Below are 25,360 nucleotides of genomic sequence, written 5' to 3'. Positions count from 1 at the left end.
CGTGGCCGACCGACTCACTATCCGTGGCGCTCGCGAGCACAATCTGCGGAACGTCTCGCTCGACCTGCCCCGGGACTCCCTCATCGTCTTCACCGGCCTGTCCGGCTCGGGGAAGTCCTCCCTCGCCTTCGACACGATCTTCGCCGAGGGCCAGCGCCGCTACGTCGAGTCGCTGTCCTCCTACGCCCGGCAGTTCCTCGGCCAGATGGACAAGCCGGACGTCGACTTCATCGAGGGGCTGTCCCCGGCCGTCTCGATCGACCAGAAGTCCACCTCGCGCAACCCGCGCTCCACCGTGGGCACCATCACCGAGGTCTACGACTACCTGCGGCTGCTCTTCGCCCGGATCGGGAAGCCGCACTGCCCCGAGTGCGGGCGCCCCATCGCCCGGCAGTCGCCCCAGGCGGTGGTGGACAAGGTGCTGGAGCTGGAGGAGGGCAGCCGCTTCCAGGTGCTCTCGCCGCTGGTGCGCGAGCGCAAGGGCGAGTTCGTCGACCTCTTCGCCGACCTCCAGACCAAGGGCTACAGTCGCGCCCGGGTGGACGGCGCGACGATCCAGCTCACCGACCCGCCGAAGCTGAAGAAGCAGGAGAAGCACACCATCGAGGTGGTGGTGGACCGGCTGACCGTCAAGGGGTCCGCCAAGCGCCGCCTCACCGACTCCGTCGAGACGGCGCTCGGCCTGTCCGGCGGCATGGTGATCCTCGACTTCGTGGACCTCCCGGAGGACGACCCGCAGCGCGAGCGGATGTTCTCCGAGCACCTGTACTGCCCGTACGACGACCTGTCCTTCGAGGAGCTGGAGCCGCGCTCCTTCTCCTTCAACTCGCCCTTCGGCGCCTGCCCCGAGTGCACCGGCATCGGCTCCCGCATGGAGGTCGACCCCGAACTGCTGGTGCCGGACGAGGACCGCAGCCTGGACGAGGGGGCCATCTCCCCCTGGAGCAGCGGCATGTCCAAGGGGTACTTCGAGAAGCTCGTCCAGGGCCTGTCGAAGGAGCTCGGCTTCCGCACCGACATCCCCTGGGCCGGCCTGCCCGCCCGTGCCAAGAAGGCCCTGCTGTACGGCCACAAGTCCGAGGTCCGCGTCTCCTACCGCACCCGCTTCGGCCGCGACCGCTCGTACACCACGAACTTCGAGGGCGTGGTCAACTACGTCAAGCGGCGCCACCAGGAGTCGGAGAGCGACGCCAGCCGGGAGCGCTTCGAGGGCTACATGCGCGAGGTGCCCTGTCCGACCTGCCACGGCAGCCGGCTGAAGCCGCTGGTGCTGGCCGTCACGGTGGAGGGCCGCTCGATCGCCGAGGTCTCCGCGATGTCGATCAGCGACTGCGCGGAGTTCCTGGGCGCGATGAAGCTCAACGCGCGCGACCGCAAGATCGCCGAGCGCGTCCTCAAGGAGGTCAACGAGCGGCTGCGCTTCCTCGTCGACGTCGGCCTGGACTACCTCTCCCTCAACCGCGCCGCCGGCACCCTCTCCGGCGGCGAGGCCCAGCGCATCCGGCTGGCCACGCAGATCGGCTCCGGACTCGTCGGCGTCCTGTACGTGCTGGACGAGCCCTCCATCGGCCTGCACCAGCGCGACAACCACCGGCTGATCGAGACGCTGGTACGGCTGCGCGACCTCGGCAACACCCTGATCGTCGTCGAGCACGACGAGGACACCATCAAGACCGCCGACTGGGTGGTCGACATCGGCCCCGGCGCCGGCGAGCACGGCGGCAAGGTCGTCCACTCCGGCTCGCTCAAGGAGCTGCTGGAGAACCCCGAGTCGCTCACCGGCCAGTACCTCTCGGGCCGGCGCGCCATCCCGGTGCCGCCGGCGCGCCGCCCGGTCGACCCCGAGCGGAACCTCACGGTGCACGGCGCCCGCGAGCACAACCTCCAGGACATCGACGTGTCCTTCCCACTGGGCGTGCTCACGGCGGTCACCGGCGTCTCCGGCTCCGGCAAGTCCACGCTGGTCAACGACATCCTCTACACGCACCTGGCGCGCGAGCTCAACGGTGCCCGCACGGTGCCCGGCCGGCACACCCGGGTCGACGGCGACGACCTGGTGGACAAGGTCGTGCACGTCGACCAGTCGCCCATCGGACGCACCCCGCGGTCCAACCCGGCCACGTACACCGGGGTCTTCGACCACGTCCGCAGGCTCTTCGCGGAGACGATGGAGGCCAAGGTCCGCGGCTACCTGCCCGGCCGGTTCTCCTTCAACGTGAAGGGCGGCCGCTGCGAGAACTGCGCGGGCGACGGCACCATCAAGATCGAGATGAACTTCCTGCCGGACGTGTACGTCCCGTGCGAGGTCTGCCACGGTGCCCGCTACAACCGGGAGACGCTGGAGGTCCACTACAAGGGCAAGTCCATCTCCGAGGTGCTGGACATGCCGATCGAGGAGGCGCTGGACTTCTTCGAGGCGGTGCCCGCCATCGCCCGCCACCTGCGCACCCTGCACGAGGTGGGCCTCGGGTACGTCCGGCTCGGCCAGTCCGCGCCCACCCTCTCCGGCGGCGAGGCGCAGCGCGTCAAGCTCGCCTCCGAGCTCCAGAAGCGCTCCACCGGCCGGACGGTCTACGTGCTGGACGAGCCCACCACCGGCCTGCACTTCGAGGACATCAGCAAGCTGATCAAGGTGCTCTCCGGGCTGGTCGACAAGGGCAACTCGGTGATCGTGATCGAGCACAACCTCGACGTGATCAAGACCGCCGACTGGGTGGTCGACATGGGCCCCGAGGGCGGCAGCGGAGGCGGCCTGGTGGTGGCCGAGGGCACCCCCGAGCAGATCGCGGGTATCCCGGCCAGCCACACCGGCAAGTTCCTGCGCGACATCCTCGACCCCGAGGCGGTCAGCGACGCGGCGGTGCCCGCACCCCGCAGGCGTGCGGCGGCCAAGACGGCCTCGGCGTCAGGGGCAGCAGGCAGGACGCGCGCCAAGGCACCCGCCAAGTCCGCCGCCTCGGCGGCCGGGACGGGCGCCAAGGCCAAGGGCGCCGCCACGTCGGCGTCGGGCACGGGCACCTCCTCGGGCGCCTCGGGCAAGGCCTCGGGGAAGAAGGCCGCCACGCCGAGGAAGCGGGCGGCGAAGGCGTAGCCGGGGCGGCGCGGCTCCGGGGGCGCGGACGGCCGGAGGAGGCGGCGGCCCTCCCGGGAAGGGCCGCCCGTGACGCGGTGCCGCCCCCGGGCGGGCGTCCGCCCCGCACTGGAGCGGGCCCGGCACGGGGTGGGGGCGGACGGGTGCCTCGGTGCCCGCGTGGTCCGGCACGTGGCCGGGGACGCGGCCGGAGCCGCCCCCGCGCGCAGGCGACGCCGGCCGGCGGCGGGTGAGGGACGGCAGGCGGCACGCCGCCGTCCGGCGCTCCGGGGACGGGTCGTAGGGTACGCACGGCAAGACCGTCACTTCCCGTACCAGGAGCACACATGTCCACCGAAACGCCCGCCGGCCGCCGCACCGTCCTGCGGGGCGCGGCACTGGCCGGGACCGTCGGGATCACCGGGGCCGGCCTGGCCGCCTGCGGCGGCAAGAAGGACACCGCCGACGGCCCGACGAAGCCCGTGGACCTCGGCTCCGCCTCGGCGGTCCCCGTCGGCAGCGCCAAGCTCTACCGCGAGGACCGGGTGCTGGTGTCGCAGCCGCAGCAGGGCCGGTTCAAGGCGTTCAGCGCCGTGTGCACCCACCAGGGCTGCGTCCTGGACTCCGTCCAGGGCACCACCGCCTCCTGCCCCTGCCACGGCAGCCAGTTCGACGTCGAGACCGGGAAGGTCGTCCAGGGCCCGGCGGTCGCGCCGCTGCCCGCGGTCGACGTCACCGAGCGCGGCGGCAAGCTCACCGCCGGTCCCGGGGCCTGAGTGGGGCCCGCCCTGCGGCGGGGTCCACGCGCCCTCACCGCGGCGCCCCACCGCGGTGCTCCGGCGCCCGCCGGAACACGGTCCGGGCGGGCCCGGTGCGACCTGGTCCGGAGAGCTGAAGTCGCCCTCCCGAGCGGCCTCGTCGCAGACCGTATCCACACGGTACGACAGTAGGGTGGTGGCATGGCAGACCCCAGCAGTTACCGACCGAAGCCGGGCGAGATCCCCGACTCCCCAGGGGTCTACAAGTTCCGGGACCAGCACCGCCGGGTGATCTACGTCGGCAAGGCGAAGAGCCTGCGCCAGCGCCTGTCCTCCTACTTCCAGGACATCACCAACCTGCACCCGCGGACCGCCACCATGGTCACCACGGCCGCCTCCGTGGAGTGGACGGTGGTCTCCACCGAGGTCGAGGCGCTCCAGCTCGAGTACTCCTGGATCAAGGAGTTCGACCCGCGGTTCAACGTCAAGTACCGCGACGACAAGAGCTACCCCTCCCTCGCGGTGACCATGAACGAGGAGTTCCCCCGGGTCCAGGTGATGCGCGGCCCCAAGCGCCGCGGGGTGCGCTACTTCGGCCCGTACGCCCACGCCTGGGCCATCCGCGAGACCGTCGACCTGCTGCTGCGGGTCTTCCCCGTACGCACCTGCTCGGCCGGCGTCTTCAAGCGCTCCGCCCAGATCGGCCGCCCCTGCCTGCTCGGCTACATCGGCAAGTGCTCCGCGCCCTGCGTGGGCCGGGTCAGCCCCCAGGAGCACCGCGAACTCGCCGAGGAGTTCTGCGACTTCATGGCCGGCCACACCGGCACGCACCTGCGCCGTCTCGAACAGGGGATGAAGTCCGCCGCCGAGGCCATGGAGTACGAGCAGGCGGCCCGGCTGCGCGACGACATCGAGGCGCTGCGCCGCGCCATGGAGAAGAACGCGGTGGTGCTCGCCGACGCCACCGACGCCGACCTGATCGCCGTCGCCGAGGACGAGTTGGAGGCGGCCGTCCAGATCTTCCACGTACGCGGCGGCCGGGTGCGCGGCCAGCGCGGCTGGGTCACCGACAAGGTGGAGGCCGTCGACACCACGGACCTGGTCGAGCACGCCCTCCAGCAGCTGTACGGGGACGAGTCCGGCGACGCCGAGCAGGCCGGCGGCGCCGGCGGTGTCCCCAAGGAGGTGCTGGTCCCGGTGCTGCCCGAGCCGGTGGAGCCGCTCGCCCAGTGGCTCTGCGACCGGCGCGGCTCCCACGTCAGCCTGCGGGTGCCGCAGCGCGGCGACAAGAAGGACCTGATGGCCACCGTGCAGCGCAACGCGCAGCAGGCGCTGGCCCTGCACAAGACCAAGCGCGCCTCCGACCTGACGACCCGCTCCCGCGCCCTGGAGGAGATCGCCGCGGCCCTCGACCTGGACACCGCGCCGCTGCGGATCGAGTGCTACGACATCAGCCACCTGCAGGGCGACGACGTGGTGGCGTCCATGGTCGTCTTCGAGGACGGCCTGGCCCGCAAGAGCGAGTACCGCCGCTTCCAGATCAAGTCCTTCGCCGGCCAGGACGACGTCCGGGCCATGCACGAGGTCGTCACCCGCCGCTTCCGCCGCTACCTCCAGGAGAAGCAGCGCACCAGCGAGTGGGAGGAGCAGATCACCGGGGACGCCGGCGGGCCGGAGCCGACGGGCGCGACGTCCGAGCGGGACGCCGCCGCCCCGCCGCGGACCGCCGCGAGCCCCGCCCTCCCGGGGACCGATCCGGTACCGGCGCCGCACCCCCCGCACACCTCGCACGCGCCCGCCGGCGTTCCCGACGGCGCTCCCGACGGCGACGGCGACGACGCTGACGGCGGCGACGACGGAGCGGAGGGCGTGGGCGGTCCGATCGACCCGGAGACCGGCCGGCCGCGCAAGTTCGCCTACCCGCCGCAGCTGGTCGTCGTCGACGGCGGCCAGCCGCAGGTGGCGGCGGCCCGCCGGGCCCTGGAAGAGCTGGGCATAGCCGAGGACGTCGCCGTCTGCGGCCTGGCCAAGCGACTGGAGGAGGTCTGGCTGCCCGGCGAGGACGACCCGGTGATCCTGCCGCGCACCAGCGAGGGCCTGTACCTGCTCCAGCGGGTGCGCGACGAGGCGCACCGGTTCGCGATCACCTACCAGCGCAGCAAGCGCTCGAAGACCATGAAGGCCGGGGCGCTGGACGCGGTTCCCGGCCTGGGCGCCACCCGCAGGCAGGCTCTGCTGAAGCACTTCGGCTCCCTGAAGCGGCTGCGGGCGGCGAGCGTGGAGGAGATCTGCCAGGTGCCGGGGATCGGCCGCCGTACGGCGGAGACGGTCGTCGCGTCCCTGGCCGCCGCGGCTCCGGCCGCACCGGCCGTGAACACCGCGACCGGCGAGATCATCGACGACAGCAGCGACGGGACACCCGCCACCCCGGCGGCGGCCCCGTCCGACCCTCGGGGGCAGAGCGCATGACCGGCCCGGACCATTCCGACCACCCAGACCAGCCGCGTGAGAAGCCGCACGGCGAACCACAGGAGAAGCCGCACGAACAGCCGCGGCCACCCGCGCGCGAACAGGCGGACGGCGACGGGGGGCAGCCCGGTTCCGCGCCGGACGGCACCCCCGGCAAGCGGGCCGCCCACGCCGGCGTGGGAACCGTGGGACCCGCCGCTCCCGTGGCGTCCAACGGCGAGGCCCCCATCCCCGAACTGGTGATCATCTCCGGGATGTCCGGGGCCGGCCGCAGCACCGCCGCCAAGTGCCTGGAGGACCTGGGCTGGTTCGTGGTGGACAACCTGCCGCCCGCCCTCATCCCCACCATGGTCGACCTCGGGGCCCGCTCGCAGGGCAACGTGGCCCGGATCGCCGTCGTGGTCGACGTGCGCGGCCGGCAGTTCTTCGACAACCTCCGGGAGTCGCTGGCCGACCTCGCCGGCCGGGGTGTCAAGCGGCGGGTGATCTTCCTGGAGGCGTCGGAGGAGGCGCTGGTGCGCCGCTTCGAGTCCGTCCGGCGCCCGCACCCCCTCCAGGGCTCCGGCCGGATCGTCGACGGCATCGCGGCCGAGCGCGACCTGCTGCGCGAACTGCGCGGCGACGCCGACCTGGTGATCGACACCTCCAGCCTGAACGTCCACGAGCTGCGGGCCAAGCTGGACGCGCAGTTCGCAGGCGAGGAAGAGCCGGAACTCAGGGCCACCGTCATGTCGTTCGGATACAAGTACGGGCTGCCCGTCGACGCCGACCTGGTGGTGGACTGCCGCTTCCTGCCGAACCCCCACTGGGTGCCGGAGCTGCGGCCCTTCACCGGGCTCAACGACGAGGTCGCCACGTACGTCTTCAACCAACCCGGCGCGAAGGAGTTCCTGGACCGCTACGCCGAACTGCTGCACATCATCGCGGCCGGATACCGCCGCGAGGGCAAGCGGTACGTGACCATCGCCGTGGGCTGCACGGGTGGCAAACACCGCAGTGTGGCGATGTCGGAGCGGCTGGCGGCCAGACTGGCGGCGGACGGGGTGGAAACGGTGACCGTACACAGGGACATGGGGCGCGAGTGATCAGAACAGGTCGACGGCGGCTTCGGGGCGGCGGGGCCGCCGCGGGCGGCCGGCGCAGCGGGGTGCCGCCGAAGGTGGTCGCCCTGGGGGGCGGGCACGGGCTGTCAGCCTCCTTGGCCGCGTTGCGCCGGATCACCGGCGACCTGACGGCGGTGGTCACCGTCGCCGACGACGGAGGGTCCAGCGGCCGGCTCCGCACCGAGATGGGCGTGCTGCCCCCCGGCGACCTGCGCAAGGCGCTGGCGGCGCTGTGCGGGGACGACGAGTGGGGCCAGACCTGGTCCCGGGTGCTCCAGCACCGCTTCGTCAGCGGCGGCGACCTGCACGGCCACGCGGTGGGCAACCTGCTCATCGTCGCGCTGTGGGAGCAGCTCAAGGACGAGGTGGCCGCGCTGGAATGGGTCGGCCGGCTGCTGGGCGCGCACGGCAGGGTGCTGCCGATGTCGGCGGTGCCGCTGGAGCTGGAGGCGGTGGTGCGCGGCCACGACCCCGCGCTGCCCGAGGAGATCGGCATCGTCCGCGGCCAGGCCACCGTGGCGCTGACCCGGGGCGAGGTGCAGGAGGTCCGGCTGGTGCCGGCCGACCCGCCGGCGGTGCCCGAGGCGGTGCAGGCGGTCACCGACGCCGACTGGGTGGTGCTGGGCCCCGGCTCGTGGTTCTCCTCCGTCATCCCGCACCTGCTCGTACCGGAGTTGGCGGACGCGCTGGCCCAGACCCGGGCCCGGCGGGTGCTCACGCTGAACCTCGCTCCGCAACCCGGTGAGACGGAAGGCTTTTCTCCGCAGCGTCACTTGGAGGTTTTGGGGCGACACGCCCCTAAACTCACCATCGACGTGGTTCTCGCCGACGAGGCCGCCGTACCCGACCGGGACGCCCTGGTACGGGCCGCCGAGCAACTGGGCGCCACGGTGGAGCTGGCCCGGGTCGCCGCCCCTGACGGGCCGCGGCACGATCCCGAGTCGTTGGCGGCCGCGTATGACCGGATTTTTCGTATGCGTGGAAGGATCGGCCCATGGCGATGACGGCAGCGGTGAAGGACGAGATCTCCCGGCTCCCCGTCACCCGGACCTGCTGCCGCAAGGCGGAGGTCTCGTCGATCCTGCGCTTCGCGGGCGGCCTGCACCTGGTCAGCGGGCGGATCGTGATCGAGGCCGAGCTGGACACGGGGATCGCCGCCCGGCGGCTGCGCAAGGACATCCTGGAGATCTTCGGGCACGCCTCCGACCTGGTGGTGATGGCCCCCGGCGGACTGCGCCGGGGCAGCCGCTACGTGGTCCGCGTGGTGGCCGGCGGCGACCAGCTGGCCCGCCAGACCGGCCTGGTCGACGGGCGCGGCCGCCCCATCCGCGGCCTGCCCCCGCAGGTGGTCTCCGGCGCCACCTGTGACGCCGAGGCCGCCTGGCGCGGCGCGTTCCTCGCCCACGGCTCGCTCACCGAGCCGGGCCGCTCCTCCTCCCTGGAGGTCACCTGCCCCGGGCCCGAGGCCGCGCTCGCGCTGGTCGGCGCCGCCCGCCGGCTCCAGATCCCGGCCAAGGCCCGCGAGGTGCGCAACGTCGACCGGGTGGTGGTCCGCGACGGCGACGCGATCGGCGCGCTGCTGACCCGGCTCGGCGCCCACGACTCGGTGCTGGCCTGGGAGGAGCGGCGGATGCGCCGCGAGGTTCGGGCCACCGCGAACCGGCTGGCCAACTTCGACGACGCGAACCTGCGCCGCTCGGCCCGCGCCGCGGTGGCGGCGGGCGCCCGGGTGGCCCGCGCGCTGGAGATCCTCGGCGAGGAGGTGCCCGAGCACCTCGCGGCGGCGGGCCGGCTGCGCATGGATCACAAGCAGGCGTCCCTGGAGGAGCTGGGCTCGCTGGCCGAGCCGCCGCTGACGAAGGACGCCGTGGCCGGACGCATCCGGCGGCTGCTGGCGATGGCGGACAAGCGGGCCTCCGACCTCGGGATGCCCGGTACGGAGGCCAACCTCACCGACGAGATGGTCGTCTGACCGCTCGTCCCCCGGGCGCGGCCGCGGGGACGGCCCGCACGGCCCGCATGGCTCCGGCCGCGTCCGGCGCGGGCCGTCCCCCAGGTCCGCGCCGGGCGTGCCCGGGTCCGCGCCGGACGTGCCCGGGTCCGCGCCGGACTGCCCCGGCGGTGCCGGCGCACCGGGGGCACGGCCGGTGACGTGGTGGTGAACCGCGGACGGCGGCACATCGGACGGCCGGGCGTCGGCGGGGTCGTCGTTCCCGGCCGACATCGGGTGAGGGTAGGCTCAGGGGTGGTCGGGGACATCCCATATTTCGCAGCCGGAGAGGGACTCCGGCGACTGAGCGAGGAGATCGGTTCGTGACGATCCGGGTAGGTATCAACGGCTTCGGCCGCATCGGGCGCAACTTCTTCCGCGCCATCCTCGAGCAGGGTGCGGACATCGAGGTCGTGGCGGTCAACGATCTGGGTGACACCGCGACCACCGCGCACCTGCTCAAGTACGACACCATCCTGGGGCGCCTCAAGGCCGAGGTCACCCACACCGCCGACACGATCACGGTCGACGGCCACACCATCAAGGTGCTGGCCGAGCGCGACCCCGCGAACCTGCCGTGGGGCGAGCTGGGCGTCGACATCGTGGTCGAGTCCACCGGCATCTTCACCAACGCCGAGGACGCGGGCAAGCACCTCGCCGGCGGCGCCAAGAAGGTCATCATCTCGGCGCCCGCCAAGAACGAGGACATCACCATCGTCATGGGCGTCAACCACGACGCCTACGACGCCGCGAACCACAACATCATCTCCAACGCCTCCTGCACCACCAACTGCGTGGCGCCGATGGCGAAGGTGCTGCTGGAGAACTTCGGCATCGTCAAGGGCCTGATGACGACGGTCCACGCGTACACGAACGACCAGCGCATCCTGGACTTCCCGCACAAGGACCTGCGCCGCGCCCGCGCCGCCGCGGAGAACATCATCCCGACCACCACGGGTGCCGCGAAGGCCACCGCGCTGGTCATCCCGGAGCTCAAGGGCAAGCTCGACGGCATGGCCATGCGCGTGCCGGTCCCGACCGGCTCGGTCACCGACCTGGTCGTCGACCTTGAGCGCGAGGTCACCAAGGACGAGGTCAACGCCGCCTTCCAGAAGGCCGCCGAGGGCCAGCTCAAGGGTCTGCTGGAGTACACCGAGGACGAGATCGTCTCCTCGGACATCGTCAACACCCCGGCCTCCTGCACCTTCGACTCCTCCCTGACCATGGTCCAGGGCAAGACCGTCAAGGTCATCGGCTGGTACGACAACGAGTGGGGCTACTCCAACCGCATCGTCGACCTGGTGACCTTCATCGGCAACCAGCTCTGATCGCTCAGGCAGCCACCCACCCAGCCGCGCACTGCGACGGGCGGCACGTTGCGAGCGACCGGTGAGCGACAGTTGAGCGGCAGGGTCCGGTTCGGCGCGCGACGCGCCGGGCCGGGCCCTGCCGTCGTCGCCGCCGCGGCCGAACCGGCCGCCGCCGACCGTGCCGCGCCGCGGCGCCGGCCCCGCCGAGGCGGGATTCGTACCCACAGGAGAGCCCACCGATGAAGACGATCGACGACCTCGTCGCCGAGGGGCAGGTCGCGGGCAGGCGCGTGTTCGTGCGCGCCGACCTGAACGTGCCGCTCGCCGGCGAGGAGATCACCGACGACGGCCGCATCCGCGCGGCCGTGCCCACCATCACCCGGCTGGCGCAGGCCGGCGCGAAGGTGATCGTCGCCTCGCACCTGGGACGCCCCAAGGGCGCCCCCGACCCGCAGTACTCGCTGGCCCCGGTGGCCCGCCGGCTCGGTGAGCTGCTGGGCGCGGAGGTGGCGTTCGCCGCCGACACCGTCGGCGACAGCGCCCGCGCCACCGTGGCGGGGCTGGCCGACGGCCAGGTCGCGCTGCTGGAGAACCTGCGCTTCAACGCCGGCGAGACCGCCAAGGACGACGCCGAGCGCGGCGCCTTCGCGGACCAGCTGGCGGAGCTCGCGGACGCCTACGTCGGTGACGGCTTCGGCGCGGTCCACCGCAAGCACGCCTCCGTCTTCGACCTGCCGGCCCGGCTGCCGCACGCCGCCGGCGGCCTCATCGCCGCCGAGGTCGGGGTGCTGAAGAAGCTCACCGAGGACGTCTCCCGCCCCTACGCGGTGGTGCTCGGCGGCTCCAAGGTCTCCGACAAGCTCGGCGTCATCGACCACCTGCTGGAGAAGGCCGACCGCATCCTGGTCGGCGGCGGCATGGTCTTCACCTTCCTGAAGGCGCAGGGCCACGAGGTCGGCAAGAGCCTCCTCCAGGAGGACCAGCTCGACACGGTCCGCGAGTACCTGGCGCGGGCCGAGGCCCGCGGGGTGGAGTTCGTGCTGCCGGTCGACGTGACCGGCGCCACGCAGTTCCCCGACCTGAAGACGAAGGCGCCGGCCGACCCGGTCACCGCGCCCGTCGACGCGATCCCGGCCGACGTGATCGGCCTGGACATCGGCCCGGAGTCGCGCAAGCAGTTCGCGGCCAAGCTCGCCGACGCGGCCACCATCTTCTGGAACGGCCCGATGGGTGTCTTCGAGCACCCGGACTTCGCCGACGGCACCCGCGCGGTCGCCCAGGCCCTGGTGGACTCCCAGGCGTTCAGCGTGGTCGGCGGCGGCGACTCCGCCGCGGCCGTGCGCATCCTGGGCTTCGACGAGGACGCTTTCGGCCACATCTCCACCGGTGGCGGCGCCAGCCTGGAGTACCTCGAAGGCAAGACCCTGCCCGGCCTGGAAGCACTGGAGCACTGAACCGAGCATGACCGAGACCACCCGCACCCCGCTCATGGCGGGCAACTGGAAGATGAACCTCAACCACCTTGAGGCCATCGCGCACGTCCAGAAGCTCGCCTTCGCCCTGAACGACAAGGACCTCGACGCCGTCGAGGTCGCCGTCCTCGTGCCCTTCACCGACCTGCGTTCGGTGCAGACCCTCGTCGACGGCGACCGGCTGCGCATCGGCTACGGCGCCCAGGACATCTCGGCCCACGACTCCGGCGCCTACACGGGCGAGGTCTCCGGGCCGATGCTGTCCAAGCTCAAGTGCTCCTACGTGGCCGTGGGCCACTCCGAGCGTCGCGAGTACCACGGTGAGGACGACGCCACCGTCAACGGCAAGGTGAAGGCCGCGTTCAAGCACGGCCTGACCCCCATCCTGTGCGTGGGCGAGGGCCTGGACGTGCGCCGCGCCGGCAACCACGTCGCCCACACCCTGGCCCAGCTCGACGGCGCCCTGAAGGACGTCACCGCCGAGCAGGCCGCCGCGATCGTCATCGCCTACGAACCGGTCTGGGCGATCGGGACCGGCGAGGTCGCCACCCCCGAGGACGCCCAGGAGGTCTGCGCGGCGATCCGCGGCCGGCTGGCCGAGCTGTACGACCAGGCGCTCGCCGACGGCGTGCGCATCCAGTACGGCGGCTCCGTCAAGTCCGGCAACGTGGCCTCGATCATGGCCCAGCCGGACGTCGACGGCGCGCTCGTCGGCGGCGCCTCGCTGGACGCCGAGGAGTTCGTCAAGATCGTGCGGTTCCGCGACCAGTGACCACACCGTCCCGGGGCCGGTGACCGGCCGCCGGGCCGGCGGGTGATCCCGCGGGTGGAGCGGTCCTGCGACCGGCCTCTGGTGGGCCTCGATCGGCTCTCGGCCCGTCTTCGGCCCGTCTTCGGGCGGCCGAGGCCGGTCGTCGGCCGGTCGCCGGTCCTCTGCCGGCCCCGCGTCGGCCGGGGGCCGGTCGGGACGGCGGTCCGCCGCTGATCACCGGGCCCGCCGGACCGGTGATGTCCGGACGGTTGTGAAGTACCCTGGCGGGGCCGGGCCGCGTGATCCGTGCGGCGCCGGCCCCGCGAAACCGGCCGTAGCGCGGCCGTACGGTTTCGTGGTGTAGTCAGACATCGGGTCGCGACAGGTGTCGGGACGTAGTCGAGAGAGTTGGTCCAGCCGTGGTCATCGGGGTCTCCATCGCCCTCATCCTCTTCAGCCTGCTGCTCCTGCTGCTCGTGCTGATGCACAAGGGCAAGGGCGGCGGCCTGTCCGACATGTTCGGCGGCGGCATGCAGTCCTCCGTCGGCGGTTCCTCGGTGGCCGAGCGCAACCTCGACCGGATCACCGTGATCGTGGGCCTGTGCTGGTTCGCGTGCATCGTCGCGCTCGGCATCATCATGAAGGTCAAGAACTGACCGGTGCCCCTCGCGCGGCCGGAAGCCCGGCCGCGCCAGGCACCACCCCGGGGCCCCGCCTCTCGGCACCGCCCGGAACCACGACGCCGCCGTCGGCCCAGCCGACGGCGGCGTCCGGTATGTCCGGGCATGTGCGTTCGTGACTGCCGCTGACCTCCTGCCGGCGGCTCCGCCGCCGCTACTCGCCCCGCCGGCCGGCGCGCGTTCCCGCTCTCGCGCCCGCTGCCGTCCGCCCCTTCCGCCGTGCCGCTCCCAACGGAGCGCGGCGGAGCGGAAGTCGACGGCCCTGCCCGACGGATCCGGCAACCGCCGCGGCGGGTGACCGTGCCGGCCGTGGCCGACCGTGTCCGGTGGTGTCCGATCGGGTCCGACGGGGGCCGACGGGGGCCGACGGGGTGCGACGGGGTGCGACGGGTTCCAACTGGACCCGGCTGTGGCCTTCCGGACCCCGACAGCCCACCTCCGTAAGGGAGTCGGCCGCGAACACCCTCAGGCCCGGGCTCCGCGGCGGTGTCCGGAACGCGCCCACGGGCGACGGCCGTTCGTGCGGGGGGAACTGACGCCTCGTCGACGGCATGGGCGTTCCGCGACTTATGATGGGAGCGCGACTTGGGATACCGTTCCCTATCCCGCAAGGCGCGGGGGCGTACCGGTCTCCGTCCAGGGCGACCTCGCAGCACCATCACGCAGGGAGTTACGACCGTGGCAAGTGGCAACGCGATCCGTGGCAGTCGGGTCGGAGCGGGGCCGATGGGAGAGGCCGAGCGCGGCGAGTCAGCCCCGCGTCTGCGCATCTCCTTCTGGTGCTCCAACGGCCATGAGACCCAGCCGAGCTTCGCCAGCGACGCGCAGATCCCGGAGACCTGGGACTGCCCCCGCTGCGGCTTCCCGGCCGGGCAGGACGAGGAGAACCCGCCGGCACCGCCGCGCACCGAGCCGTACAAGACGCACCTGGCGTACGTGCGCGAGCGGCGTTCGGCCGCCGACGGCGAGGCGATCCTCGCCGAGGCGCTGGCCAAGCTCCGCGGCGAGATCTGACGCCGGCGACGGCACCCCGCCGCACCCACCGCGCCGGTCCTGCGCCGTGACGTCCGCGGGCCCGCCGTCCGCCGCGCCGGGCGACCCGCGCGCGGACGTTCCGGGCGCGCCGGGCGCGCTGGACGGCCGGGATCTCCTAGCCGTCGCCGCGGAGGTCCTCCGAGCCGCCGTCCCGGTTGCGGACGCCGCGCGCGGGGCGGCCCGTCCGGCCGCCGCGGACCGCGTGGCCGTCGGCGATGTGCGCGGTGAGCGCGATCGAGGCGGTGGCCCGCTCGTAGGTGAGCTGGGCCACCCGCGCGTAGAGGCAGTCGACGATCAGCAGGACCGAGTGGCGGGTGCCGAAGTTCCCCCGGCGGAAGCTCGTCTCGCCGGAGAAGGACGTCAGGCGGACGTCCGCGGCCTGCGCCACCGGCGAGCGGGGGTCGCCGGTGATGGCGACCGTGGTCGCGCCCCGGTCCGCGGCCAGCCGCAGGGGTTCCAGGACCTCCCGGGTCGTCCCGGAGTGGGAGACCGCCACCACCGCGTCGGAGGGCGTGAGCAGGGCGGCCGACGTCTCCGCCGCGTGCACCTCGGTCCAGGCCTGAGCCGCGCAGCCGATCCCGAACAGGCGCGCCTGCGTCTCCTCGGCCACGACGCCGGAGCCCCCGACCCCGTACACGTCGATCCGGCGGGCCCTGGCGAGGGCCTGGGCGGCCCGCTCCAGCGCCTCCCGGTCCAGCCGGTCGGCGGTGTGCCGCAGGGCCCGCAGATCGGCCTCGGCGACCACGCCGATCACGTGCTCCAGGTCGTCGTCGGGCCCGATCCTCGGCCCCAGCGCCGTCGGGCGCGAGGCGGCCTGGTCCCGGCCCATCTCCTGCGCCAGCCCGATCAGCAGCTGCTGGTACGACTCCAGGCCGAGTGCGTGGCAGAAGCGCGTCACGGTGGCCTGCGAGGTGCCGGTGCGGCGGCCGAGTTCGGCCGCCGAGCCGTGCGTGGCGGCCGCGGGGTCGGCGAGCACCGTCTCACCGACCCGGCGCAGGGAGCCGGACATCCGCGGGAGTTCGGAACGGATCAGGGCGGTGATCACGGCAGCTCCTTTCGGGGCGGCGGCTGTCTCGGGTCGTCGTGTCGGCGGCTGTCGGGGGGTCATCGGAGCGGTCGGGACGGCGCGGGGCCGTCCGGAGCGGTCGGGACTTGTGCCCGGGCGAATCTATCAACCACCATGCTGCCCGATGAATGAAACACACAACCGACCCGTGGTGGTCGGCGTCGACGCGGGCGGTACGCGCAGCCGGGCGTGCCTGGTGGAGGCGGTGCGGCCGACCGCGCCCGGTGGACCCTGGCAGGCGGGGGAGGTCCTCGGCCGCGGCAGCGGCGGCCCCGGGAACGCGCTGAGCGTCTGCCGGGCCGACCTGACCCGGCACCTCACCGAGGCCGTGGGCGAGGCCCTGGCCGAGGCCGAGGCGGCTGACCCCGGAGTGCGCGGGCGGCTGGCGGCGGCGTACGGCGGGTTCGCCGGCGCGGCCCAGGGACTGGGACCCGAGCGCGGGGAGGAGCTGGCCCAGGACTGCCTGCGGGCCGCGCTGGCCGCCCACGGCGCCCCCGGCGTGCCGGTCGCGGCCGGCGGCGACATCGACGTCGCGCTGGCAGCGGCGCCGGGCGCGCCGGCGGACGGCCTGGTGCTCATCGCCGGCACCGGCGCCATCGCCGCCCGGATCGGCGACCGCCGGCGGGCCGCCGTCTCCGACGGCCACGGCTGGCTCCTCGGCGACGAGGGCAGCGGCTACTGGCTGGGCAACCACGGGGTGCGGGCGGCCCTCGAAGCGCTGGACGGCCGTGGCCCGTGGACCGGGCTGGTCCCGCGCGTTGCCGGGTACTTCCTGCCCGAGCGCTTCGCCGCCGGGGAGCCCGGCGGGGAGCCCGGCGATGGTGCCACCCCGGCGGTACCGGGCGGCGAGCCGGGACGGGACGGGCGCGGCCAGGGCGGCCTCGACGGGCTGGACCGGCTCGGCGGCCCCGAGCGGCACCGGCTCAGCGAGGCCATCGTGTCCGCCGCGTACGCGCTGCCGCCGGTCCGGCTGGCCGCGCTCAGCACGGCGGTGGCGGAGGCGGCGGCCGAGGGCGATCCCGTGGCCGCCGGCCTGCTGGACACCGCGGCCGACCTGCTCGCCGGCACCGTCCGCTCGCTCGACCCCCGTCCGGGCGACCCGCTGGTCGCCACCGGCGGACTGCTCGCCCCCGGCGGGCCGCTGCTGGACCGGGTCACCGAACGGCTGGCCGGGCACGGCCTGCGCGTGTTCGCCGTCCCCGACGGCTCCCAGGGGGCGGCCGCCCTGGCCTGCACTCTGCTCTGACGGCTCTGACGGCACTGACTGGTGCCGACGGGCACCCGGACTCGCGCCGAGGGGCACTCCGACTGACACCGACGGAACCAGCGGCGGGCCGGTCCGACTGCCCGCAGGCCGGGGGGAACGGCCTTGACGCGGACCCGTGATGGATTGTTTCATCAGCACGCTGAATTACTGGTGGATCGAACCAGTCTCCACCGGCACCAGGACGACCTGAAGGGGATGCGGGCATGGGCGCGGGCGGCAAGGACGAGGGACGGATCAGTGCGGCGCGGTTCGCGGACGAGGGCCGCGCGGCGGTCGAGCGGGCGATCGCGGCGAACAAGGAGTCGGTGGCGGCGGCCGCCCGCCTCTTCGCCGACTGCGTGGCCGCCGACGGGGTGATCCACGGCTTCGGTACCGGCCACTCGCAGGCCACCGTGCTGGAGGTGGTCGGCCGGGCCGGCGGCTACATCCCCACCAACCGGATCGGCCTGGCCGACCTCGTGCTGCGCGGGGACGAGGACCGCGCCACGCTCGCCGACCCGCTGCTGGAGCGCACCCCGGGCCTGGCCAAGCGGCTGTACGAACTGGCCGCCCCGCGCCCGCAGGACCTCTTCGTCATCGTGTCCAACTCCGGCGTGAACAACTCGATCGTCGACATGGCCCTCCTGGTCAAGGAGGCCGGTCACCCCCTGGTGGCCCTCACCTCCCTGACCCACACCAACTCCGTGCCCGCTCTCCACCCCAGCGGCAGGCGGCTGGCCGAGATCGCCGACGCGGTCCTGGACAACTGCGCCCCCAGCGGCGACGCGCTGCTGCCGCTGCCGGACGGCAACGCGCTGTGCGGGGTCTCCACCATCACCTCGGCGATGCTGGTGCAGATGGTGGTCGCGGAGTCGGTCGGCCTGCTCGTCGCCGAGGGCCACGAGGCGCCGGTGTACGTGTCCGCCAACCTGCCCGGCGGCCACGAGCGCAACACGGTGCTGGAGGAGCGGTACGCCGGACGCATCCACCGCGGCGGCTTCTGACCGTCCCGGAAACGGGGGCCGGCCGGCTGCGGCCCGGCCGCCCCCGCCGGACTTCCCTGCGGCCCGTCCGACCGCGCCCCTCCTGCGGCCGGACGGGCTCTCCCGCCCGACCGTCCGACCGCGACCGCCGCGCTGGGCCGCCGGGCCGCCGCACCGCACCGCCGCGCCGGGGTCGCGCGCGGCGGCCCCGTTCTGTGCGCCCGCCCGCGCCCCGGGCTCCGCAGGCACCGTACGCCCCCTCCCACCCATCGCCTCCTCCACCGCGTCAGCGCAGGTCAGCGCGGATTGTCAGTGGGTTCGCCTAGCGTGTACGCGTGATCACCTCGGGTGGCCGGACGGCCGCCTGGGTCCGTGCGCGCCGGCGAAGCCCGGGAGGAGGAGGGGGAGATGAGCAGGGAGGCCGTCCGGTCCGAGAGCCCGGCAGGGTCCGCCGGTCCGGTGCGGTCCGACGGTCCGGCCGCCAGGCCGGGTGCGACCGTCTCCGCCCTTCCGCGCTGGCGTGGCGGCTTCGGGCAGGTGTGGACGGCGGCCGTCGTCTCCCGGTTCGGGGACGGGCTGCGGGGAGGCGCCCTGCCGCTGCTCGCAGCGTCCCTGACCCGCTCGCCGCTGCTGGTGTCGCTGGTGACGGCGGCCGGATACGCCCCCTGGATCGTCTTCGGGCTGCTCGGCGGCGCGCTCGCCGACCGGATCGACCGGCGTCGCGCGATGCGCGCGGTGGACGCCGTACGCGCCCTGCTGACCGGCGCCTTCGCGGTGGCCGTGGCGGTGGACCGGGCCGGGATCGGGCTGCTGCTGGCGCTCGCGTTCGCGCTGACCACCCTTCAGACGCTCTTCGACAACGCCGCCACCGCCCTGCTGCCCGAGGTCGTGCCCCGGGCGGCGCTCGCGGCGGCCAACGCCCGGCTCAGCACCGGCCAGACCGTCGCCGGCACCTTCCTCGGGGCGCCGCTGGTCGCGGCCGTGCTCACCCTGGGCGCCGGCGCGCCCTTCGCACTGGACGCCGCCACCTTCGCGGTCGCCGCCGTCCTCGTCGCCACGCTGCCGCGAACCCCCGCCGGGGCGGGCGCCGAGGAGGACGGCGGGCCGCGGCGGGGCCTGACACCCCGCCCGTCCGGCCGCAGGCAGCGCCACGACATCGCCGAAGGCATACGCGTGCTGTGGCAGGACCGGCTGCTGCGCGCGATATGCGCCGCCAACACCCTCGCCAACGTGGGCGTGGGCGCCCTGGTGGCCACCCTCGTGCTGGAGATGACCGGGTGGCTGCACGCCGGCCACGGCGGATTCGTGGCGGCGATCACCGCGTACGGCGTCGGCAGCGTCGCCGGCGGGCTCCTGGCGGGCCGGGTACGCGGCCCCGCCGGCGGGGTCCGGGTGCTGCCCGTCACCCTCTCGGTCCAGGCGGGCTGCCTGGTCGTCCTGGGGTCGGTCCGGTCGACCGCGGTCGCCGTCGCGGCCATGGCCGTCTTCGGCGCGCTCGGGTCGGTGTGGAACGTCCGCACGGTCACCCTCACCCAGCAGCGCACCCCCGAGGCGCTCCTGGGCCGCGTCTCGGCGGCCAACCGCACCCTGTCCGTGGCCGGCGCGCCGTTCGGCGCGCTGCTCGGCGGCTCGGCGGCCTCCGCCTGGGGGTTCAACACGCCCGCCCTGCTGGCCGCGGCGCTCTTCGGCTGTGCCGTCGCGGCGCTTGCGGTCCCCGGGGTGGTGCGGCACCACGACGGGTGACGGCAGGCGTACCCGCGTGAGCCCGTCCGAACCCGGGTGAACGAGCGTGAGCCCGTGTGAACCCGTTCGAACCACCGCCCGGCCGACGGCCCGACGGCGGTGCCGCGCGGGCGACCTCACGGACACGGACGCGGGCAGCGGGAGGCGGCCAGGAGGCCAGGGGACGGCCGGGAGGGTGGCTGGAGGTTGCGGCTGCCCGCCCGCCCGGCTGCCCGGCCGTGCGCGGGTGCGGTCGGTTCCGAGGCCGGGGCCCGTGGTGGGCGCTCGGCGTGGCTCGGCCGGTACGGAACGCAGCCGCCCAGGGGAAGCCAGCGCGGCGCGAGCGGGAGCCGGATCTCGTCGCGGCGGGTCATCAACTAGTTTGGATCTCGCAGCGAGAACGAGGAGAAGTGGACTGATGTCCGAAAAGAACGCCCAGGGCTCACCCCGGCTTGACCAGCGGCCCGAGTGGAACGCGCTCGCCAAGCACCGCGAGGAGATGGCCGACACCCATCTGCGTGACCTGTTCGCCGGCGACCCCGAGCGGGCCGGCCGCTACACCGTCCAGGTGGGCGACCTCCACCTGGACTACTCCAAGCACCTGGTCACCGACGAGACCCTGGGACTGCTGCGCGATCTGGCCGCGGCCACCGGGGTGTTCGAGCTGCGGGACGCGATGTTCCGCGGCGACCGGATCAACACCACCGAGAACCGCGCGGTCCTGCACACGGCGCTGCGTGCCCCGCAGTCCGCGACCGTCGACGTGGACGGCGCCAACGTGGTGCCCGGCGTCCACTCGGTGCTCTACAAGATGACGGTCTTCGCCGACCGCGTCCGCTCCGGCGAGTGGACCGGCCACACCGGCAAGCGCATCCGCAACATCGTCAACATCGGCATCGGCGGCTCCGACCTCGGCCCGGCGATGGCCTACGAGGTGCTGCGCCCCTACACCGACCGGTCCCTGACCGTCCGTTTCGTCTCCAACGTCGACGGCGCCGACCTGCACGAGGCGGTCCGCGACCTGGACGCCGCCGAGACGCTGTTCATCATCGCGTCCAAGACGTTCACCACGATCGAGACGATCACCAACGCCACCTCGGCCCGCCAGTGGCTGCTCGGCCAGCTCGGGGCCGGTCAGGAGGCCGTCGCCAAGCACTTCGTGGCGCTGTCCACCAACGCCGAGAAGGTCGGCGAGTTCGGCATCGACCCGCAGAACATGTTCGAGTTCTGGGACTGGGTCGGCGGCCGCTACTCCTTCGACTCCGCCATCGGCCTGTCGCTGATGACGGCCATCGGGCCCGAGGCGTTCCGCGAGATGCTGGCCGGCTTCCACCTGGTGGACGAGCACTTCCGCACCGCGCCGCCGGAGCAGAACGCGCCGCTGCTGATGGGCCTGCTCGGCATCTGGTACGGCAACTTCCACGACGCCCAGGCGCACGCCGTCCTGCCCTACAGCCACTACCTCAGCCGCTTCACCGCCTACCTCCAGCAGCTGGACATGGAGTCCAACGGCAAGTCGGTGGACCGCGACGGCAACCCCGTCGGCTGGCAGACCGGGCCCGTGGTCTGGGGCACCCCCGGCACCAACGGCCAGCACGCCTACTACCAGCTGCTCCACCAGGGCACCAAGCTGGTGCCGGCCGACTTCGTGGGCTTCGCGAAGCCGGTCGCCGAACTCGGCGCGCTGGCCGGCCAGCACGACCTGCTGATGGCCAACTTCTTCGCCCAGACGCAGGCGCTGGCGTTCGGCAAGACCGCCGAGGAGGTCCGGGCCGAGGGCGTCGCCGAGGAGCAGGTGGCGCACCGCACCTTCCACGGCAACCACCCGACCACCACCATCCTGGCCGGCGAGCTCACCCCGTCGGTGCTCGGCCAGCTGGTGGCCCTCTACGAGCACAAGGTCTTCGTGCAGGGCGCGGTGTGGAACATCGACTCCTTCGACCAGTGGGGCGTGGAGCTCGGCAAGGTGCTCGCCAAGCGGGTCGAGCCGGCCCTGACCGAGGGCGCCGACGTGCCCGGCCTGGACGCCTCCACCACGGCGCTGGTCGCCAAGTACCGCGAGCTGCGCGGCCGCTGAGCACGCCTCCGGCGCGCTCCCCGGCGCCCCCGGCATCCGGTCCGGCCCCCGCCCCGTGACGGCGGCGGGAGAGCTGCCGCTCGCGCCGGGGGCTCCCGCGCGAGCGGCGGGAGCCGGGGGAGCCGGGGAAGCCGGGGGAGCCCGTACGGAAGGCACGGAAAAGGGGCCCCTGGGGGCGGTTCACCGAACCGCCCCCAGGGGCCCCTCTCCCGTGTGCCGTGAGCCGGCCGTGCCCGCTACGCCGAGGCCGGCGGGTACAGCGACGGCGGCAGCTTCGCCGCCGCGGCCCGGTCCAGCAGCCACAGCGTGCGGGACCGCCCGTAGGCGCCCGACGCCGGAGCCTGCACCTCGCCGGGCGCGGACAGCGCCAGCGCGACGGCGCCGGCCTTGTCCTCGCCCGCCGCCAGCAGCCACACCTCGCGGGCCGCCCGGATGGCCGGGAAGGTCAGCGAGATCCGGGTCGGCGGCGGCTTCGGCGAGCCGTGCACCCCGACCACGGTGAGCACGGACTCCCGGGTCCCCGGGTGCTCGGGGAAGAGCGAGGCCACGTGCGTGTCCGGGCCCACCCCCAGCATGAGCACGTCGAACGCCGGTACGTGCGCGTGGTCCTCGCCGCCGGCGGCCGCCGCCAGCTCCGCCGCGTAGGCCGCCGCGGCGGCCTCCACGTCGGAGCCGTACGGACCGTCGGACGGCGCCATCGCGTGCACCCGCGCAGGGTCCACCGGCACCGCGTCCAGCAGTGCCTCGCGGGCCTGCGTGACGTTGCGCTCCGGGTCGCCCTCGGGCAGGAACCGCTCGTCGCCCCACCACAGGTCGATCCGCGACCAGTCGATCGCGTCCCGGGCCGGGGACTGCGCCAGCGCGGCCAGCAGGCCGTTGCCGTTGCGGCCCCCGGTGAGCACCACCGACGCGGTGCCCCGGGCTGCCTGGGCGTCCACGACCTTCGTGATCAGCCGGGCCGCGGCGGCCTCGGCCATCAGCTCCTTGTCGCGGTGGACGACGACCTGGGGCGTGCTCACTTGTCGCCCGCCGCCTTTCCGGACGCGGGCTTCCCCGACGCCGGCTTGCGCGCGGGCGCGCCGGCGGCGGCCTTCGCCGACGCCGAACGCGGCGTCTCCGGCTCCGCCTTCTCGCCCTCCTTGCCCGGGTTGACCAGGTGCTTCAACCCGAACTGGATCGTCGCACGGTATATGTCGTCCGGGTCGAGACGGCGCAGTTCCTCAGCGATCAGCTCGGAGGTCTCGCGCCGCTTGAGGGCCACGTGGCGGTCCGGCTGGCCGGGCACGGACAGCTCGGCCAGCGCTCCGTCCGGGCGGTCCAGGCAGATGTCGCCGTCGGAGGTGAACAGGCGCACGGCGGTCAGCCCCGGCCCGTCCGACACCTTCCGCTCCACCTGCACCCCGAGGCGGTCCGCCAGCCACAGGGCCAGCAGCTCGGTGCTCGGGTTGTACGCCTCGCCCTCGACCGAGGCCGCGGTGATCTTGCCGTGCTTCTGGTCCAGAGCCGCGGCCAGCATCGAACGCCACGGGGTGAGCCGGGTCCACGACAGGTCGGTGTCGCCCGGCGCGTACGTCCTGGCCCGGTTCTGGAGCGAGCCGACCGGGTCCTCGACGGCCGAGCCGTCGGTGATCCGGCGCTGCGCCAGCCGGCCCAGGGGGTCCTCGCCGACGTTCTCCGGGGCCTTGTCCGGCCACCAGCACACCGCGGGGGCGTCCGGCAGCAGCAGCGGCAGGACCACCGACTCGGCGTGGTTGGCGAGCTCGCCGTGCATACGCAGCACGACCGTCTCGCCGGTGCCCGCCTCGTCACCCACCACGACCTCGGCGTCCAGCCGGGCCGAGGCGCGGTCACGCGGGGAGCGTCCGGGGCGCCGGATCACCACGAGGATGCGGGAGGGGTGCTCCCGGGACGCCTCGTGGGCCGCCTTGAGCGCGTCGTAGGCGCCGCCCTCGTCGGTGGCGATCACCAGCGTCAGCACCATGCCGACCGCCGGCGTGCCGATCGCCCGCCGGGCCTCGATCAGCCCGGAGTTGATGCGCGACGACGTCGTGTCCGTCAGATCGATCCTCATGGCCGGCGCCAACTCCTGCCGTCTCGTGCGAGCATTTCGTCCGCCTCGGCCGGGCCCCAGGTGCCCGACGCGTACTGCGCGGGCTTGCCGTGCTTGTCCCAGAACGCCTCGATCGGGTCGAGGATGGTCCAGGAGAGCTCGACCTCCTGGTGCCGCGGGAAGAGGTTGGCGTCGCCGAGCAGTACGTCCAGGATCAGCCGCTCGTACGCCTCGGGGCTGGATTCGGTGAACGACTCGCCGTAGGCGAAGTCCATCGTGACGTCCCGCACCTCCGTGGAGGTGCCCGGCACCTTCGAGCCGAAGCGGACGGTGACGCCCTCGTCCGGCTGCACCCGGATGACCAGCGCGTTCTCGCCCAGCTCCTCGGTGGCGCCGGACTCGAAGGGCAGGTACGGGGCGCGCTTGAAGACCACCGCGATCTCGGTGACCCGGCGGCCCAGCCGCTTGCCGGTGCGCAGGTAGAACGGCACCCCGGCCCAGCGGCGGTTGTTGATCTCCAGCTTCACCGCGGCGTAGGTGTCGGTCTTGGACTTGGGGTCGATGCCGTCCTCCTCCAGGTAGCCGAGCACCTCCTCCCCGCCCTGCCAGGCGTGCGCGTACTGGCCGCGCACGGTGTACTTCGCCAGGTCGTCCGGGAGCTGGACGGCGCTGAGCACCTTCAGCTTCTCCGCCGTCAGCGCCTTCGGGTGGAAGGAGCCGGGCTCCTCCATCGCGGTGAGCGCCAGCAGCTGGAGCAGGTGGTTCTGGATCACGTCACGGGCGGCGCCGATGCCGTCGTAGTACCCGGCGCGGCCGCCGATGCCGATGTCCTCGGCCATGGTGATCTGCACGTGGTCCACGTACGAGCGGTTCCAGATCGGCTCGTACATGGTGTTGGCGAAGCGCAGCGCCAGGATGTTCTGGACCGTCTCCTTGCCCAGGTAGTGGTCGATCCGGAAGACCTCGTTGGGCTGGAAGACGTCGTGCACGATCTGGTTGAGCTGCTGCGCGCTCGCCAGGTCGTGGCCGAACGGCTTCTCGATGACGGCACGCCGCCACGAGTCGCCGGTGGGGCTCGACAGGCCGTGCTTCTTCAGCTGCTGCACCACGTTGGGGAAGAACTTCGGCGGCACCGACAGGTAGAAGGCGAAGTTGCCGCCCGTACCGCGGGCCTTGTCGAGGTCCTCGATGGTGGTCTTGAGCTCCTCGAACGCCTTGTCGTCGTCGAAGTCGCCCTGCACGAAGCGGCAGCCCTCGGCGAGCTGCTGCCACACCTCCTCGCGGAACTCGGTGCGCGCGTGCTCCTTGACGGCGTCGTGCACCTCCTGCGCGAAGTCCTCGTCCTCCCACTGGCGGCGGGCGAAGCCGACCAGCGCGAAGCCCGGCGGCAGCAGGCCGCGGTTGGCCAGGTCGTAGACCGCCGGCATCAGCTTCTTGCGGGAGAGGTCACCGGTGACGCCGAAGATGACCAGGCCCGACGGCCCCGCGATGCGCGGAAGCCGTCGGTCCAGCGGGTCACGCAGCGGATTGACGGCGCTGCCGGACGGCCCCCCCTGCTCACTCCTGGGGTCGGCCACC

General features: G+C 73.6%; 19 protein-coding genes. 15 read left to right on the top strand and 4 right to left on the bottom strand.

Translation table 11 applies throughout. The features are described from left to right. Nucleotide 1 precedes the first annotated feature (1 nt). From uvrA to BS72_RS02335, 11 genes are all read left to right on the top strand, one after another. Nucleotides 2-3,091, top strand: coding sequence for an excinuclease ABC subunit UvrA (uvrA, locus tag BS72_RS02385; RefSeq protein ID WP_037905992.1), 3,090 nt, complete (start codon nucleotides 2-4; stop codon nucleotides 3,089-3,091). Nucleotides 3,092-3,417: 326 nt separating this feature from the next. Further along, complete coding sequence (locus BS72_RS02380) at nucleotides 3,418-3,846, top strand: Rieske (2Fe-2S) protein (protein ID WP_037905990.1); 429 nt, start codon at nucleotides 3,418-3,420, stop codon at nucleotides 3,844-3,846. A 183-nt stretch (nucleotides 3,847-4,029) separates the two neighbouring features. After that, nucleotides 4,030-6,297 (top strand): excinuclease ABC subunit UvrC, encoded by a 2,268-nt coding sequence (gene uvrC, locus BS72_RS02375; protein ID WP_037905988.1) that lies wholly within the window; start codon nucleotides 4,030-4,032, stop codon nucleotides 6,295-6,297. 203 nt (nucleotides 6,298-6,500) lie between these two features. After that, nucleotides 6,501-7,382 carry an RNase adapter RapZ gene (rapZ, locus tag BS72_RS02370; protein ID WP_107498680.1) on the top strand — a complete coding sequence of 294 codons (882 nt, stop codon included), beginning with the start codon at nucleotides 6,501-6,503 and terminating at the stop codon, nucleotides 7,380-7,382. Then, entirely contained in the window at nucleotides 7,379-8,404 is a 1,026-nt protein-coding gene (locus tag BS72_RS02365) for a gluconeogenesis factor YvcK family protein (protein ID WP_078900954.1), read from the top strand. Before rapZ ends, BS72_RS02365 begins: the two co-directional genes overlap by 4 nt. Further along, nucleotides 8,395-9,372, top strand: a complete 978-nt coding sequence (whiA, locus tag BS72_RS02360; RefSeq protein WP_037905984.1) for a DNA-binding protein WhiA — start codon at nucleotides 8,395-8,397, stop codon at nucleotides 9,370-9,372. The genes BS72_RS02365 and whiA overlap by 10 nt, the downstream gene beginning before the upstream one ends. Before the next feature lie 341 nt (nucleotides 9,373-9,713). After that, nucleotides 9,714-10,718, top strand: coding sequence for a type I glyceraldehyde-3-phosphate dehydrogenase (gene gap, locus BS72_RS02355; protein ID WP_037905982.1), 1,005 nt, complete (start codon nucleotides 9,714-9,716; stop codon nucleotides 10,716-10,718). A 221-nt stretch (nucleotides 10,719-10,939) separates the two neighbouring features. Further along, nucleotides 10,940-12,154, top strand: coding sequence for a phosphoglycerate kinase (locus tag BS72_RS02350; protein ID WP_037905979.1), 1,215 nt, complete (start codon nucleotides 10,940-10,942; stop codon nucleotides 12,152-12,154). Nucleotides 12,155-12,161: 7 nt separating this feature from the next. After that, nucleotides 12,162-12,944, top strand: coding sequence for a triose-phosphate isomerase (gene tpiA / locus BS72_RS02345; RefSeq protein WP_037905977.1), 783 nt, complete (start codon nucleotides 12,162-12,164; stop codon nucleotides 12,942-12,944). 404 nt (nucleotides 12,945-13,348) lie between these two features. Then, nucleotides 13,349-13,579: a preprotein translocase subunit SecG gene (gene secG, locus BS72_RS02340; protein ID WP_198545769.1), complete on the top strand. Its 231-nt coding sequence runs from the start codon at nucleotides 13,349-13,351 to the stop codon at nucleotides 13,577-13,579. A gap of 702 nt (nucleotides 13,580-14,281) precedes the next feature. Further along, nucleotides 14,282-14,617 carry an RNA polymerase-binding protein RbpA gene (locus BS72_RS02335; protein ID WP_073497103.1) on the top strand — a complete coding sequence of 112 codons (336 nt, stop codon included), beginning with the start codon at nucleotides 14,282-14,284 and terminating at the stop codon, nucleotides 14,615-14,617. A 136-nt stretch (nucleotides 14,618-14,753) separates the two neighbouring features. Here BS72_RS02335 and BS72_RS02330 read toward each other — a convergent pair whose 3' ends face one another. Then, nucleotides 14,754-15,683 carry a MurR/RpiR family transcriptional regulator gene (locus BS72_RS02330; protein WP_265736768.1) on the bottom strand — a complete coding sequence of 310 codons (930 nt, stop codon included), beginning with the start codon at nucleotides 15,681-15,683 and terminating at the stop codon, nucleotides 14,754-14,756. Nucleotides 15,684-15,828: 145 nt separating this feature from the next. On the opposite strand from BS72_RS02330, the gene BS72_RS02325 reads away from it, so the two are divergent. The 4 genes from BS72_RS02325 to pgi all read left to right on the top strand — a co-directional run bounded on the left by BS72_RS02325 (nucleotide 15,829) and on the right by pgi (nucleotide 21,732). Further along, nucleotides 15,829-16,950 carry an N-acetylglucosamine kinase gene (locus tag BS72_RS02325; RefSeq protein ID WP_037905971.1) on the top strand — a complete coding sequence of 374 codons (1,122 nt, stop codon included), beginning with the start codon at nucleotides 15,829-15,831 and terminating at the stop codon, nucleotides 16,948-16,950. Nucleotides 16,951-17,174: 224 nt separating this feature from the next. Next, on the top strand, nucleotides 17,175-17,954 hold the full coding sequence (locus BS72_RS02320) for a sugar isomerase domain-containing protein (protein ID WP_037905969.1): 780 nt from the start codon (nucleotides 17,175-17,177) through the stop codon (nucleotides 17,952-17,954). A 387-nt stretch (nucleotides 17,955-18,341) separates the two neighbouring features. Next, on the top strand, nucleotides 18,342-19,676 hold the full coding sequence (locus BS72_RS02315; RefSeq protein WP_078901067.1) for an MFS transporter: 1,335 nt from the start codon (nucleotides 18,342-18,344) through the stop codon (nucleotides 19,674-19,676). Between the two features lie 397 nt (nucleotides 19,677-20,073). Further along, nucleotides 20,074-21,732 (top strand): glucose-6-phosphate isomerase, encoded by a 1,659-nt coding sequence (pgi, locus tag BS72_RS02310; RefSeq protein WP_037905967.1) that lies wholly within the window; start codon nucleotides 20,074-20,076, stop codon nucleotides 21,730-21,732. A gap of 236 nt (nucleotides 21,733-21,968) precedes the next feature. On the opposite strand, the gene pgl is transcribed toward pgi, so the two are convergent. The 3 genes from pgl to zwf are packed head-to-tail and all read right to left on the bottom strand — an operon-like array spanning nucleotide 21,969 to nucleotide 25,359. Continuing rightward, nucleotides 21,969-22,709, bottom strand: coding sequence for a 6-phosphogluconolactonase (pgl, locus tag BS72_RS02305; protein WP_232792237.1), 741 nt, complete (start codon nucleotides 22,707-22,709; stop codon nucleotides 21,969-21,971). Nucleotides 22,710-22,747: 38 nt separating this feature from the next. Continuing rightward, entirely contained in the window at nucleotides 22,748-23,803 is a 1,056-nt protein-coding gene (gene opcA, locus BS72_RS02300) for a glucose-6-phosphate dehydrogenase assembly protein OpcA (RefSeq protein WP_037905963.1), read from the bottom strand. Further along, on the bottom strand, nucleotides 23,800-25,359 hold the full coding sequence (gene zwf, locus BS72_RS02295) for a glucose-6-phosphate dehydrogenase (RefSeq protein WP_051950567.1): 1,560 nt from the start codon (nucleotides 25,357-25,359) through the stop codon (nucleotides 23,800-23,802). The genes opcA and zwf overlap by 4 nt, the downstream gene beginning before the upstream one ends. Nucleotide 25,360 lies beyond the last annotated feature (1 nt).

Origin of the sequence: Actinacidiphila yeochonensis CN732 (assembly GCF_000745345.1) — a bacterium.
GTDB classification, from domain to species: Bacteria; Actinomycetota; Actinomycetes; order Streptomycetales; family Streptomycetaceae; genus Actinacidiphila; species Actinacidiphila yeochonensis.
The sequence above is the reverse complement of the archived record's forward strand: the minus strand, read 5'-3'. Positions and strand labels throughout refer to the sequence as shown.